Annotated in this window: 14 protein-coding genes; 5 read left to right on the forward strand and 9 right to left on the reverse strand. The window is 61.0% G+C overall.

The annotated features are described in order from the left end of the window. The first annotated feature begins 69 nt into the window (after window positions 1-69). From AC1DUN_RS04890 to AC1DUN_RS04910, 5 genes are all read left to right on the forward strand, one after another. Window positions 70-1,224, forward strand: a complete 1,155-nt coding sequence (locus AC1DUN_RS04890) for an aromatic ring-hydroxylating oxygenase subunit alpha (protein WP_477712956.1) — start codon at window positions 70-72, stop codon at window positions 1,222-1,224. A 46-nt stretch (window positions 1,225-1,270) separates the two neighbouring features. Further along, window positions 1,271-1,930, forward strand: coding sequence for a DUF1345 domain-containing protein (locus AC1DUN_RS04895; protein WP_477712957.1), 660 nt, complete (start codon window positions 1,271-1,273; stop codon window positions 1,928-1,930). Between the two features lie 1,058 nt (window positions 1,931-2,988). Beyond that, the gene (locus AC1DUN_RS04900) at window positions 2,989-5,787 is read left to right on the forward strand and encodes a LamG-like jellyroll fold domain-containing protein (RefSeq protein WP_477712958.1); all 2,799 of its coding nucleotides are present in this window, start codon (window positions 2,989-2,991) and stop codon (window positions 5,785-5,787) included. Continuing rightward, on the forward strand, window positions 5,784-8,432 hold the full coding sequence (locus AC1DUN_RS04905) for an Ig-like domain repeat protein (RefSeq protein ID WP_477712959.1): 2,649 nt from the start codon (window positions 5,784-5,786) through the stop codon (window positions 8,430-8,432). Before AC1DUN_RS04900 ends, AC1DUN_RS04905 begins: the two co-directional genes overlap by 4 nt. 6 nt (window positions 8,433-8,438) lie before the next feature. Further along, on the forward strand, window positions 8,439-8,708 hold the full coding sequence (locus AC1DUN_RS04910; RefSeq protein ID WP_477712960.1) for a hypothetical protein: 270 nt from the start codon (window positions 8,439-8,441) through the stop codon (window positions 8,706-8,708). 180 nt (window positions 8,709-8,888) lie between these two features. On the opposite strand, the gene AC1DUN_RS04915 is transcribed toward AC1DUN_RS04910, so the two are convergent. The 9 genes from AC1DUN_RS04915 to AC1DUN_RS04955 all read right to left on the reverse strand — a co-directional run bounded on the left by AC1DUN_RS04915 (window position 8,889) and on the right by AC1DUN_RS04955 (window position 14,317). Next, window positions 8,889-9,263, reverse strand: a complete 375-nt coding sequence (locus tag AC1DUN_RS04915; RefSeq protein ID WP_477712961.1) for a VOC family protein — start codon at window positions 9,261-9,263, stop codon at window positions 8,889-8,891. Between the two features lie 55 nt (window positions 9,264-9,318). Next, entirely contained in the window at window positions 9,319-9,849 is a 531-nt protein-coding gene (locus AC1DUN_RS04920; protein ID WP_477712962.1) for a DMP19 family protein, read from the reverse strand. A gap of 16 nt (window positions 9,850-9,865) precedes the next feature. Continuing rightward, window positions 9,866-10,273: a hypothetical protein gene (locus AC1DUN_RS04925; protein WP_477712963.1), complete on the reverse strand. Its 408-nt coding sequence runs from the start codon at window positions 10,271-10,273 to the stop codon at window positions 9,866-9,868. A 61-nt stretch (window positions 10,274-10,334) separates the two neighbouring features. Beyond that, on the reverse strand, window positions 10,335-10,721 hold the full coding sequence (locus tag AC1DUN_RS04930; protein ID WP_477712964.1) for an SMI1/KNR4 family protein: 387 nt from the start codon (window positions 10,719-10,721) through the stop codon (window positions 10,335-10,337). 2 nt (window positions 10,722-10,723) lie between these two features. Beyond that, a complete protein-coding gene (locus tag AC1DUN_RS04935; RefSeq protein ID WP_477712965.1) occupies window positions 10,724-11,374 on the reverse strand; it encodes a DUF4304 domain-containing protein in 651 nt (216 codons plus the stop codon). Then, window positions 11,371-12,600, reverse strand: coding sequence for a serine hydrolase domain-containing protein (locus AC1DUN_RS04940; RefSeq protein WP_477712966.1), 1,230 nt, complete (start codon window positions 12,598-12,600; stop codon window positions 11,371-11,373). The genes AC1DUN_RS04935 and AC1DUN_RS04940 overlap by 4 nt, the downstream gene beginning before the upstream one ends. An 81-nt stretch (window positions 12,601-12,681) precedes the next feature. After that, window positions 12,682-12,852: a hypothetical protein gene (locus AC1DUN_RS04945; RefSeq protein ID WP_175456055.1), complete on the reverse strand. Its 171-nt coding sequence runs from the start codon at window positions 12,850-12,852 to the stop codon at window positions 12,682-12,684. Beyond that, entirely contained in the window at window positions 12,849-13,799 is a 951-nt protein-coding gene (locus tag AC1DUN_RS04950; RefSeq protein WP_477712967.1) for a DMT family transporter, read from the reverse strand. Before AC1DUN_RS04950 ends, AC1DUN_RS04945 begins: the two co-directional genes overlap by 4 nt. Further along, complete coding sequence (locus tag AC1DUN_RS04955; RefSeq protein ID WP_477712968.1) at window positions 13,796-14,317, reverse strand: methylated-DNA--[protein]-cysteine S-methyltransferase; 522 nt, start codon at window positions 14,315-14,317, stop codon at window positions 13,796-13,798. Before AC1DUN_RS04955 ends, AC1DUN_RS04950 begins: the two co-directional genes overlap by 4 nt. Window positions 14,318-14,439 lie beyond the last annotated feature (122 nt).

Consider the following 14,439-nt stretch of genomic DNA (forward strand, 5'->3'; position numbering starts at 1 on the left):
GGGCCATTGATTTTGCGATGCGGCCTGCCTTTGAAGGCCGGCGCGCGTTGCCACGCCCTGGAGAATTCCATGAACGATATCGCACGCCTGGTGCACCTCATGCCGGCGGACCCGCAACTACCCGTCAGCGCTTATTTCGACGAAACCCTGTTTGCGCGCGAACAGGCCTTGATTTTCAACAACGCCGCCCGCTACATAGGCCACGAAAAAGCCGTGCCCCAGGTCGGCGACTGGCATCGCCTTGCGCAGGAAGGCGGCGGCCGTGTGCTGGTGCGCAACCCGCAAGGTGTGGAGTTGCTGTCCAATGTCTGCCGCCACCGCCAGGCCTTGATCCTGGGCGGAGAAACCGGCAACGTCAGCGGGCCGGCCAATCCCAAAGGCAACCTGGCGGCGGCCGGCGGCCACATCGTCTGCCCCTTGCACCGCTGGACCTACAACAGCAGCGGCGAGCTGCTGGGCGCGCCGCAGTTCGAGCAAAAGCCCTGCAAGAACCTGCAGCGCTTTCCCCTGCGCAACTGCCACGGCCTGCTGTTCGAAGGCCCGCGCGACCCGGCGCGGGACATGGCGCCGCTGTTTGAAAGGCCGGAGTTTGATTTTTCGGACTATGTGCTGGCCCACGTCGAAGTGCACCCCTGCCACTACAACTGGAAGACTTTTATCGAGGTCTACCTGGAGGACTACCATGTCGCGCCCTTCCACCCGGGCCTGGGCAGCTTTGTCAGTTGCGACCAGCTGAGCTGGGATTTTGCCGACTGGTACAGCATGCAGCGCGTCGGCGTGCACGAGTCCTTGAGCACACCCGGCTCCGACATCTACAGCGCATGGCATGAGCGCCTGCTGCAATACCGCACCGGCACGCCGCCCGATTTCGGCGCGGTCTGGGTGACCTACTTCCCCACCCACATGATCGAGCTCTACCCGCATGTGCTGGTGCTGTCCACGCTGTACCCCAAGGGGCCGCAGGAGACGGTCAACGTGGTCGAGTTTTATTACCCCGAAGAGATCGCCGCCTTCGAGCCGGAATTCATGGAGGCGCACCGCGCCGCCTACATGGAAACCGCCAGGGAAGACGACGAGATCGGCGAGCGCATGGACGCCGGCCGGCGCGCGCTACTGGCGCGCGGCGTATCCGACACCGGGCCTTACCAGTCGCCGCTGGAAGACGGCATGCGGCATTTCCACGAGTGGTACCGGCGCGCCATGGGGGCAGACTGCCCGGCGTGAGGCCGCGGGCTTGAAGCCGGAGGGCTGCCGGCCCCACAATGCAGCCATGCGCAAACATTTCTCCGAAACCACGGGCCCGCAGCGGCTCACCCTGGGCCTGGTGACCGGATTGATCGTGGCGGCCTTGCCGCTGCCTTTGGGCTGGCAGTTCTGCGGCCTGCTGGGCTGGTGCGCCGGCATCGGCGTTTACCTGGGCCTGGCCTGGTGGCTGTGCGTGCGCTTTGACGCTCAACGCACACGCGAACGCGCGCAGGCGCAGGACGAACCCAGCGTGGTGCTTTTTTTGCTGATGCTGCTGGCCACCATGGCCTGCGTTGCGGCCATCACGCTCGTGATGCAGCAGGCCAAAAACCTCTCGGGCATGGAGCGCACCTTCCAGATCGTGCTCTCCGTCGCGGCGCTGGCCGCCTCCTGGCTGTTCATGCAAACGATTTACGCGTTTCGTTATGCGCACCGCTATTACCAGGAAGAAAAGCTCAAGGAGCCCGACGGCCCCGGTCTGTGTTTCCCCGGCGGGCTGGACCCGGATTACTTCGACTTCCTGTACTACGCCCACGTGGTCGGCATGACCTCGCAGGTCTCCGACGTGCAGGTCACCTCGCGCGAGATGCGCCGCCTCACGCTGGTGCACAGCGTGTTGTCCTTCGGTTTCAACATGCTGATTTTGGCGCTGAGCATCAATGTGGTGGCGGGGGCGTTGCAGTAAACCCGGGTGAACCGCCGCGGGATACTTGACGGCCTGTGTGCGCTTAGGTTCGCTGCATCTTCGCTTGACCGCCCGCGCTTCGTCCGCCTCCCCAATCCAGGTCGGGTTGCCGCTAACCGAGGTGAAGCGTCAAGAGTTCTATGGCGCGAGACGTGTACGCCGTTTGGATTACTTTGCGCGCAATCTTGTGCCCGTCGACATCTAGCAGAAGCACGTGAAATTGATACGAGCGAAATCTAGCGGCGAAGAATTTCGTTGTCTATACGCACACTTAAGATTTTTTACTACAGATGGAGGATGACAGGCGCGATGCCTGTCACTAGACTTCGGGCTCATTTGCGCGGCTGGCGCGCGACAACAAAAAATCAACGAGGGATCCCATGGGGTTGTTTGAATGGCTTGCGCCGGGTGCGGTGCGGGTGGGGTGTTTGCGGCTGTGTGATGTGGCCGGTCTTCAGCCGCTGCTCTCTGTTGGTGACAGCCAGGCTGTCCGTGCAATTTCCCTCGTGCGAAGTATCAAAAAAGAAAAGGCCAGCATGAAACCGCACATACTGATTCTCCTGATCGTGTCACGCGCCGTGGTCGCGCTCACCTTATTGATGGGTGTAAGCGCTCATGCATCATTTCCCGCCACATCTGACCCCAACGTCTGCACCGTTGCGCCGTGTTTTACATACAGGTATGAGTACTGGCCCTATAGCGGACCGCTCATGACTACAGGGGAGAAGCCAAGTAGGGAAGCAGCCTGTACCGCCGCTACAGCTATGTTCAGTGCCGCCAACAATAGGTCACCGTATACACAGGGCTACACAAATACCAATTCGCGTCTTGTGGGCACTAACTGTATGGATGACGGCTATGACGCTGAGGGGCGCTTTGTAAGCACGAATGATCGCGGTGCCGGTATACAAACGCCCATTCCGGCGTCACAGCCTTCGTATTCCTGCCCAGATCCCACCACCGCAACGCTATCCGGCTCCGCCTGCACCTGCAAGGCCGGCTATCTGGAAAATGCCGCAAAAAAGGACTGCGTCCTAGGCGGCGTAGGCGGCACGGTGGTGAACGTCCTGAACACCTCCAAACCTCTTAAATGCCCTGCCGAACTCAAGGTGGGTGATCCTATTTCGCCCCTGGTGGGGGCGGAAACCTATACCTTGCAGACAGGCGTGTCGCTGGGCGGCCAGCCCCTCGTCCTGACCTACGACAACCGCAAGGTGTTTACTGCGGCATCAGCCGGCCTGACGCCGATGACCTTAGGCAGCGCACCCGCGCTGGGTGGTTTATGGGAAAGCAGCCTGCATCGCAACATCAAGTTCGGCACTGGTGGTTTTGGCGCCCAGTTGTTCCGCGGAAACGGCCGGGTGGTGAATTTCAACTTCAACCCCCAGACCAATGTGTTTGACGCAACGGCCGACGTCAGCGACAAGCTGCAGGTCATCCCGAACGGCTACCGCTACACCCAGGTAGCCTTGCGAACTTTTGAAGAGTACAACGCTGCGGGCCAGCTGATCTTGATGGCCAATGCCGCTGGAAACACCTGGAGCTTTCGCTACAGCCAGGCCGCCGGCCCAGGCGCCCCCGCTGCCGGCTATTTGCTGGAGGTGACGGACAACACCTTGCGCAGCATCAAGTTCGAATACACCCTTCCCGCCGGCGGCGTGGCCGCCAACGACGGGCTGCTGTCAAAGATTATCGATACCACGGGCCGCAACATCACCGCCGCCTACACGGGCGGCAACCTGGTTTCACTGACCTGGCAAGACGGCAAGACGCGCCAGTTTCTCTACGAGAACACCAGTTTGAACTGGGCGCTGACCGGCGTGATGGACGAGAACAACGCCCGTTATGCGACCTTTGCTTATGACAGCCAGGGCCGTGCCATCTCCACCGAGATCGGCGCCGGGGTGAACAAATACACGGCCAGCTACGGCACGCCGCCCCAAACCGCGATGACGCAGACCTATGACCCGGTCACCCAGATCACTACCCGCGTGCATGATTGGGTGGCGCCCTCGGGCGTGGTGCTGACTTTGCCCAACGGGCAGACCAGCACCGTCAACTCCTCCAATGTGCAGGGCATGCCTGCCTTGGGTGGCATGAGCCAGCCGGCCGGCTCGGGCTGCGCGGCGGCCAGCAATGCCCTGAGCTACGACGCCAACGGCAACCTGACGAGCCAAGACGATTTCAGCGGCCAACGTAGTTGCTACGCCTATGACGGCAGCAATCGGGAAACCGTGCGGGTCGAGGGCCTGGCCAAGACCGTGGCCTGTGCCAGCGTTCTTCCCGGTGGGTCAACCCTGCCCGCTGGAAGCCGGAAGATTGAAACGAACTGGCATGCGGACTGGCAACTACCCATCAAGGTAAGCGAGCCACTAGTGAGCACGACCACCGTTTACCACGGCCAGCCCGATCCCTTCAACGGCAACGTCATGGCCAACTGCACCACCGCGCCCGTTCTGTCCAATGGCAAAACCTTACCCCTAGTGTGCAAGCAGGTGGTGCAAGCCACCACGGACGCCGACGGCGCCCAGGGTCTTGCCGCCACGATGGACGCAAGTGTTCCGTCGCGCACTTCCAGTTTTACCTATGACGCCATGGGCCGGGTGCTCACCAGCACCGATCCGCTGAGTCGCGTCACTACCCGTGCTTACTACCCCACGGCATCGAGTTTTTCTGACTCCGAGGGCAATTCCGACCCCTACTTTTCTTCCGTGAGCGTTCTGTTGCGCGGTGGTGGCGCCAACAACTCGACGGTCATGACGGATAGCGCCGCTTCGCCCAAGGCGGTCACCGCGGTTGGCAACGCCAAGATCAGCACGGCGCAAAGCAAATTTGGCGGCTCATCGATTGTTTTTGACGGCGATGGCGACTATCTCTCAATACCTGCCAGTCCCGGCAACAACTTCAGCTTTGGGACGGGCGATTTCACGATCGAGGGCTGGTTCTACCTTTCCTCTGCAGGATCGGGTTATCGCAACCTTTTCGTCATCCCCTGGGGCTCTACCTACATGAGCATCCGCTTTGGGGATGATGGATTCGGCGGAAGGCTGCAGTTCGCATTGGACTCCACCTCGTTTCCCCCTCTCTACAGTTCGGTGCACACCCAGACGAGCCTTGCAGGCGCCTGGCACCACGTGGCCTTCACGCGCAGCGGCGGGCTCGCCCGGGCTTTCCTGGACGGCAATCTGCTGACCGTGCGCAATAACAATTTCTCAGGCAGCCCCGTGACGTCCTGGGCGGACAGCAGCAATATCGCTTCGGTCGCGCAAGCCTACGTCTCGCACACGGGTAGCGCTGCGTGGCTCGGTTATATGGACGATGTCCGCATCACCAAAGGTGTGGCCCGTTACACGGCCAACTTCATACCGGCCTCGGGTCCCATTGTGGACCCCAACGCCGTGGGCCATACGGCAGGTGATCTTCAGTCCATTACCAACGCCACCGGCCATGTGACTCAGTTCACACAGTACGACAGGGCAGGGCGCGTGCGCCAGATGACCGATCCCAACGGCGTTGTGACCAACATCACTTACACGCCGAGAGGCTGGGTCAGCAGCACGGCGGCCACTCCGCCAGGCGGCACGGCCCGCACGACCACCTACACCTACGACAACGCAGGCCAGCTCACGGGCGCCAACCTGCCCGACGGCACGACGCTGGGTTACAGCTACGACGCCGCACACCGGCTGACCAGCGTCACGGATGCCAAAGGCAACTTGGTCACCTACACCCTGGACAACATGGGCAACAAGGTCGGCGAGCAAGTCAAGGATGCGTCGAACACCCTGCAAAGAAACATCACCCGCGTCTATGACGCGCTGAACCGGGTCCAGCAAGTCACCGGAGCGAGCAATTGAAAACACCACTAACACACCGTGTCGGCAAGACCTTCACCGCCTGGCTGGCCGGCCTGGCCTTGCTGGCGGCCATGGCTCCTGCCTGGGCCGCGACGCCGACCACCACCAGCTTGAGCAGCAGCGCAGGCGCCGCCCCGGTAGGGCAAAGCATCACGCTGATCGCGACGGTCACAGGTGCCAGCCCGACAGGTAGTGTCACCTTTAAGGATGGCGGCACCACGGTAGGCAGCAGCGCCTTGAGCGGTGGCGTGGCAACACTCGCCACCAATTCCCTGGCCCTGGGCAGCCACACCTTGAGCGCCGAATATGCCGGCGATACCAATAACGACCCTTCGATCTCCTCGGGCGTGAATGTCGCGATCAACACCGGCACCCTGACCTGGCAGTACGGCTATGACGCCATGGGCAGGCCCACCACGGTGCTGGACCCCAATGGCCTGGCCAGCTACACCTACTACGACAGCCTGGGCCGGCCCATCCAGACCCAGCAGCCGGCCAATATCGGCAGCGCGACGCCAACGACTACGGGCTTTGCCTACAACGCCGCTGATGGCCTGATCCAGGTCACCGACCCGCGCAACCTGGCGACGACCTACAGCCCGAATGGCCTGGGCAATGTCACGGCGCAGACCAGCCCGGACACGGGAGCGAGCCAATACACCTATGACGCGGTCGGAAACCTGCTCACCAAAACCGACGCAAGAGGCAAGCTCACCCAGTACACCTATGACAACGGGGACCGCCTAACTCGCGCCCACTACGCTACGGGGACCGATAGCGTTTTTGAGTACGACGGCGGCACCACACCCGTCCAGGGCGCCATAGGCCAGCTCACCAAGATCACCGACGCCTCCGGCCAGGCTGTCTACACCTTCGACAGCATGAGCCGCAAGACCTCCAAGGTCCAGACCACGGGCTCCAGGACGTTTACGGTGGGCTACTCCTGGGGTGATAGCGGAAGCGCCTTGGACAAGCTGACGGCGATCACCTATCCGAGTGGCACGCGGGTCAACTACAGCTACAACGCCTATGGCGATGTTTCCGGCATCACGGTCAATCCGCCGAATGCCAATGGTGTGGGCACCAACACGGGATCCACCTTGCCGATGCTCTCGGGCATCACCCAAAACGCCGAAAGCAAGCTCACAGGCTGGACCTGGGCCAGCACCAAGACCCAGGCGATTAGCTATGACGTCTATGGCCAGATCAGCGCTTACAACCTCGGTGACCCGACAACAACCGGCATTCGCCGCACCGTTGTTCGTGACACCGCGGGGCGCATTATGGGTTATACGCATGTCAGCAATGGAAGCCCGGTTCCGGCACTGGACCAGAGCTTTGGGTATGACAACCTGAACCGTCTGATCAGCGCCACGCTGGGCAGCACGGCGATCCAATATAGCTATGACGCCACGGGCAACCGTACGGCCAAGGTTATCAGCGGCACGAGCTATCTCAACACCATCTCGGCTACCAGCAACAAGCTGACCCAGACCCAGGACGTGGGTGGTACGGCCACTGTCGTGCATGACGCGGCCGGTAATATCACGAGTGATGGGACCAATAGCTATACCTACAGTGATAGAGGCCGGCTGGCGACCATGACGAATGCTGGCGGCACCGTCACCTACAGCTACAACGCGCTGGAGCTGCGGGTTGGCAAGACTGGACCGACGGCGCTTGTTCCAACCGGCGCGACTTATTACGTCTACGACGAGTCCGGCAAGCTGCTTGGTGAGTACGATGCTAATGGCGTCCCGCTCTATGAAACCATCTACCTGGGAAGCCCAGTTGGAGTGGTCAAGCAAACGGGGACGGCAGCGACGAGCGACATCGCGATCAACCTGTACAACGTCTCAACCGACCAGCTTGGCGCATCGCGCGTCATCACGCGTCAGAGTGATGAAACCATTGCCTGGCGCTGGGATTCGGCCGAAGCCTTTGGCGCGACGGCACCGGATCAAAATCCCAATAGCCTGGGGACCTTCAGCTTCAACCAGCGCCTGCCTGGCCAAGTGTTTGACGCAGAGAGCGGGCTGTTTCAGAACTGGAATCGAGAATACAACCCGAGGATCGGACGCTATATGCAGCCCGATCCGATTGGCCTTGAGGGTGGGATCAATACCTTCGTCTATGTTGGGGGAGATCCGACGAATTTTGCAGATTCGTTGGGCTTATCTCCTGACGGGCCAAGCTTTTTCGACCTTACAACTCTCGCGAGCGCACGAAGAAATACTACACTCGATGATGCGGTGCGAGCGGGAGCGTGGACGAGGGCCGTGTCGATGCCAGCCGTGGCCGGCGCGCTGACCCCCAATGCTTTGGGACTGATTGGTTCTGCCGCAGCTCCGATGATGTGCAGTGCGCCGGTTGCACGCGAGGCCTTGAAGGCCGAGGTCTTTGCTACGCGCACGGCTCCCGAGTTAAAACAGATTTTTCGATGGGGTAATGGCCTTGAAGGTGTGCAGAGTGCTCGAGCCGCGCTAGACGCAGCTGCATTGGCGCGAATTCAAGCAAGCATGAGCAGAGCGGAAGTCGAAGCTGTGCGAAATCTATACAACGCAGCTGCAGCTGCAGGTCGCGGAGGTGCCGTGGCTCCCGAGCGTGCGGCTTACATGGCGCAGATTCTTAAACTATGGAAATAGGGAAATATGCCAAACCTATCCTTAAAGCTACCGTTGCAAAATGAGCGCCATGAGCCAATTAAAGTGCTGCTCGAACCGCTTTCTGAATATTTCATGATTCAGCCAGGTCAGCGCGTTGAAGTGCATGCCGTCTTTGATGGGAATACATCGAATTTGTGTTTTACAGTCGCGCCCAATGACTCGTTCCTGACGATCTATGCCCCTGGGGAAATTGCTGGTTTTGTTGACTGCTATGTGACGCACAACGGTGTTCGCCTAGCGCCCGATGGGAACTAGGCTTACCGCTGACACCGATCTTCACGAGGAGACGGCGAGTACGTCCCCTTGCTTGAGTGTGCTTAATTGCGCTGAGGTCTGCCCGAATTTTCCGTCGAATCCCGACCTGACCACTTAGCACAGTAATTTCCATCCAAATCTGACCTACGCAGGCACACCCCGCTTGTCTTGATGGAAGGCTCAAGTCTCGGGTTCGTGGCAAACCGCTTCGATGTTGTGCCCGTCCGGGCCAATGACAAAAGCCGCATAGTAGTTCGCGTGGTAGTGCGGGCGCAGGCCGGGCGCGCCATTGTCTTTGCCGCCCGCTTCCAGCGCCGCGTGATAGAAAGCTTCGACCTGCTGGCGATTGCTGGCGATAAACGCCAGGTGAAGATGCGCCGGCTTCTCCCCTGTTTGGAACAGGCACAAAGAAGCCTTGGCCTTTGAGCTCAGCTCGACGCCATAGGCCGGCGGACCCTCCGAGGCAATAGCCACGCCGAGCGGCTCAAGCGCCTTGAGGAAGAAGGCCTTGCTCGCCGCATAGTCGCTGACGCCGAATTTGACGTGGTCAAACATGGGTTCTCCTGAGGTGTATGGCCTGAACAAAGCCTGGCGCTGCCTGGTGGATGGTTCAGGGCTGATTCGTTTCCTGCCAAAGCTGTGGATTGCCGCGAAAGAAACGCAGTAGCTCATTGAACTTGGCCTCATCGTCCGCATACGGATTCGGAACGGACTTGTACGCCCGCTCGGCGGCCTCTTCATCGGCAGGCGCTTCACGAACCGATGCCATTGCCTTGGCGAGGGCTTGTGCTTCGGCGTGCATGCCGATACGGTCGTAGGCATCGACGGCAAGCTGAAGCAGCTCCTCACCGGCGTTGGTCAGTGCGGTCCAGCCGTTGACTTCATAGTCGTCTTCAAGCCAGAAAATCGGAAATGCAAGCTGAAAAGCGAGGGGCCACTCGGCGAAGCCGGCTTGCGCTTCTTCGCTGATGTGCAGGGGCATGTAGCCCAGGATTTCGAGGAAGAGCTCGTCGTCGCCGACCGACCAGAAGTCGAGGGGTATGGGATCGCTGTGGGCGCGGTCCGGGTAGAAGCGGTGCATATAGTCCTGCAAGGCGCGCAGGGATGGCTCAAGCACCGGTGGCGGCGAGTAGGGCTGCATTGGTGGTCCCCAGGCCTTACATCACCAGGCAAAAATGGAACTGGTCCGCCTCTTTCTCGGCCTCGGAGACTTTGGCCAGGCAGTCTTCCAGTTCCTCGATGAGTTCGGGGCGCAGCTTTTCCTTGATGCCTTTGACTTCGCCGGCCTTCAAATGCTCGATGATCTTTGTGAGCGAGGGCAGTGCATCCGCGGGCGCAAACCACTTTTCATTTTCGGCGATCCACGACTCGGGGAGATCGTCCTCAGAAAAGTTGAATTGCATGTCGGTGGTGTCGATGAAGTCCGACAGCGGACGCACGCCCAGGATTTTGGCGAGTTTGTCCAGTTCTTCAGAGGCCTTGCAAAAGAGCGAGTGGTCGTAATCGTCGCCTGAATCATCGGTGCCGACTCTGGACTTTCTGCGGACCCAAATTGTGTCGCTCATACCTTCCTCCATGGTGTGTGGGTATCGAATTTTCGTGAAAAGGCCTGGCTCGACCTTGGGATTAGTCGTCATAACGAAGCGGGCTTGGCTTGCACTTGCGCGTTTCATGGTTCCAGACCTGCACTTGACCGTCCAGCTGACTAGAAGGCGCTTTTGGTATCAAGACCAGATAGTCACCTTCTCCGTTTGAAGCGATTGCGACGGCGTCTGGCGGGAAGCCTTCCCAGGCTCGGGCGTTGCGGGTTTCCAGGACTACATGCCCCGCGGAGCGCCCTGCAGTCTTGCGGCTGCTTGAGTCGAATACCGGGAAAACCTGCCAATCGTCGCCTGCTGTGGAGATCTCACCGCCATTGCGTGCCAGAAGCCGCTCTCTGTACTCACGCGGAAATTTCACGCCTAGTTCTCGCTCGGCTGCTTCGACTTTGGGTGCAGTTGTAGGAAAGGCCATAGCTATTCCCAGAGGTTTCCGTTTGAAAGCGGCGGTAGCTTCAGCAAGGCTCGTGCCGCGATGACTTCTTCAGCTACAGCTTGGCGCACGTCGTCGACGGACGACGCGACCGTCGAGAAAGCCTCTGCCTTCGACTGAACGTTGGTGACCCATGGAGCATGCGCCTGAGTTGATGCCACCTTTTCGAACTGTGACCGTGCATAAGCAGAGCGGCCGATTAGAGCGGAAGAGAGTGCGGCATGGTAGTGATCCCAGATGTCGATCTTCTGCTTTCTTTCAAGGTGCGCTGCCACTGCTTCAATCGACGGGAACCTCATTCTGAGTGACGAAACTTCGGCTGCCGCACTCGCGACAAGATGCTCCGCCGCTTCTGAAAATTGCTCTTCGTTCCGAAAGGTGTGAAACGTTTCCACTCTGCCTCCTTCGTCGAACGACCAATGATCCTTGGCGTTCCAAAGCCACATTGCCGCAGCGTTGAGATAGCTACCTTTTCCCCAAGAACTTGGCTGGAACTCAATGACCGCGAGCCACCAGCCGTGATCGACGAACCAGATGCGCGATCGTCCCTTTTGTTTGCAACCAAGTGGAGCAAGGACGCTCTTCGCGGCTCTCGCAATGAGTTGATTGTGATCGACGATAGCGGAAATGTTCAAGGGAGCTCTTTCACGTACCGCGCATACAGCTTGCCGGCCAGCTTTTGCATCACGTCGTCGGTATTGGGCGTTGCCACATTGGCCATGACAACAATCGCCGCGTCGCGTTCGGTGTCGACCCAGATATAGGCCTTGTTCATATTGTTGGAGCCGCCATGGAAAGCGACGGGGTAGGGCGTCCAGGCCATTTGGGTGGAACCCCAGCCCAGCGCGTACTGCGCCGCGCCCGATACCGTGGTGGAGGCGGTCGAGGCGGCCGACATGGAGACCACGGGCGTCACGAGTTTTTTCATGGTGTCGGGCTTGACCAGGAAGGGCGCGCGTTTGCCTTGCCCTGCCATCCAGCTGCCCCACTGCACAAAATCCAGCACCGACATATGGGCGGTGCCGGCCGGGCTGATGACCAGCGGGTTGTCGGCCTCGGGCCCGCCAATCATGGCCTTGAGCTTGCCGTCCACCACGGCGTGGCCCAGCGGCGCGTCTATGCGGCCCAGGGTGGCTTGCGGGCCTATGCCGGCGCTGGTGAGCTTGAGCGGCATGAACACGCGCTCGGTGATCAGCTCTTCCCAGGATTTTTCGCCGACGCGTTCGATCATGGCGCCGGCCAGGGTGTAGCCGAGGTTGGAATAGGCAAAAGATGCGCCGGGCTCCCGGGCCAGTGGTTTGGTGACGGTCTGCTGCACCATCCAGTAGCGCTGGTCGTTGAGATTGCCGGGCTGGAACACCACCTTGGCCAGCAGCGCGTCAAAGTCCGCGTTGTCCGAAGGCAGGCCGCTGGTGTGCGACAGCAGCTGGGTCAGCGTGACGCGTTTGACGCCGGCGTCCATGCCGGCGGCCAGTTCGGGGAACACCTGCTCAAACGTGCTGTCCCAGCGCAGCTTGCCGGCCTCCACCATCATGGCGGCCAGCAGGGATGTCATGGCCTTGGTGTCCGAGCCTATGTGAAAGCGGTCCTGGTGCGTGACGGGAATGGTGGCGCCGACACGGCGCGTGCCGCCCGTGCCCACGGCCATGAGCTGGCCCTTGCTGACCACCGCGGCGGCCAGTGCGGGAAAGCCTGCCTCCTTGGCTTGCGCGCTGACCATCGCATCGAGCGAGTCCTGGGCCTGCGCGCTGCCCAGGCAGGCCAGCAGGCAGAGGCCCGTGAGCAGGGCGCGCAAGGCCATTGTTGGCGTGGTGGGGGTGATAGCGCGTCCGGTTTGGCCGGAGACATGGAACTGCAGCATGTGAGTCGCCCTTGTTGTGTGAGTCAGATGGTTGGAGCCCTGATTCTCACCCAGCTTGAGCGACGATCGTATGACGGCGTATTACAGCTGAAACAGCTGCTTTTTGAGCGCCATCTTTTCTTTTTTGCGCAGGCTTGCTTCGGATTTGCGGTGCGAGCCGGCCTTGCGCTGCGCCGCTGCCGCCACCAAGGGGTTACGCGGCTTGGGCGCGGCCAGCTTGATCTTGAGCTTGGTCTTGCGAGCCGACGTCATGCCTTCTGCTGCTGAGGTTTGCGGCCCAGCTTGAGCAAGCCGGTCGAGAGCGCCGTGCCAATCACAATCACCACGGCGCAGACCACCATCCAGGCCGTCACATGCTCGCCGAGGAAGATCACGCCGTAGATCACGGCGAACACCGGCACCATGAAGGTGACCGACAGCGCGCGCGGCGGGCCGGCGTTTTCAATCAGGCGGAAGAACAGGATGTAGGCCACGCCGGTGCAGAGTACGCCCACGGCCAGCAGCGCCAGCCAGGCGTGTGCGCCCGGCATCTGCGCCGGCCACAGCCAGGCGGCGGGCAGGGCCAGGCCCAGGGTCGCGCCTATCTGGCTGCCGGCGGCCGTGACCAGGGGCGGCATGCCCGTCAGGTAGCGTTTGGTGTAGCTGGCCGAGATGCCGTAGCACAGGCAGGCAAACAGGCAGGCCAGCACGGCCCAGCCGGGCGCCACGCCGGATGCGTCGGGCTTGAAGGTGGCTTTGTCCCAGGCCAGCATGGCCACGCCGGCAAAGCCGACGATGAGGCCCAGGATGCGCGAGGCATTGGGCTTGTCCTTGAGCCAGAGCCAGGCGATCAGCGCGCCGAACATGGGCACGGTGGCGTTGAGGATGGCCGACAGGCCCGTGGTGATGGAGAGCAGCGCGAAGGAAAAGCAGGCAAAGGGAATGCCTGAATTGAGCACGCCGATGACGAAAATCTTTTTCCAGTTGGCCTTGAGCTCAGGCAGCAGGCCGCGCAGCCAAACGATGGGAAGCAGGAAGAGCGCGGCGATGGCCACGCGCAGGGCGGCGGTCGGCAGTGGGCCGAACTCCACCGTGCTGATGCGCATGAACAGAAAGGACGAGCCCCAGATGGCGGCCAGCATCACGAAGTCGGCGGCCCAGCTTTTGGGTTGGGCGGCCGCGCCCACGGGCGCGGCGATGCCGGAAGGACTGGAACTCACAGCATGTTCTCCTGAAGTGCGCCTTCGAGTTTGAGCAAGGCGGTCTTGCGGTGCAGCCCGCCAGCATAACCCGTGAGTGAACCGTCGGAGCCCAGCACGCGGTGGCAGGGCACGATCACGCTGACCGGGTTGCGGCCGACTGCCGCGCCCACGGCGCGCACCGCCTCGGGTTTGCCTATGCGCTGGCTCACCTGGCCATAGCTCAGGGTGTCGCCCTGCGGGATGGCCAGCAAGGCTTGCCACACCGACTGCTGGAAGGCCGTGCCGTGGCCCAGGTCCAGCGGCAGATCGAAGGTCGTGCGCGTGCCGGCATAGTATTCCGTCAGCTGCGCGATGGTTTGCCTGAGCACCGGGTGCCCCGGGTCTTCGCGCCACACATAGGGTTTCACGAGTTGCGGCGGCAAATGCCGCTGGCCGGCAAACCAGACGCCGGCCAGGCCTTTGTCGGTGGCGGCGATGATCATTTCCCCCAGGGGGCTGTGAAAGGTTGTCTGGACGATGGAGTTGTCGAATTTCATCTTGTTCACCTTTTGAATGGTTTCGAGTGTCTGCCTTATCAGGTCTTTTTGAGTCCTAATGAGGCGGCTTTGGCTGGCTTGGTGTTTTGCGGGCAAAGGTCGGCTCGATGATCCACCGGCGA

This window comes from Polaromonas sp. P4_F6, assembly GCF_056401275.1.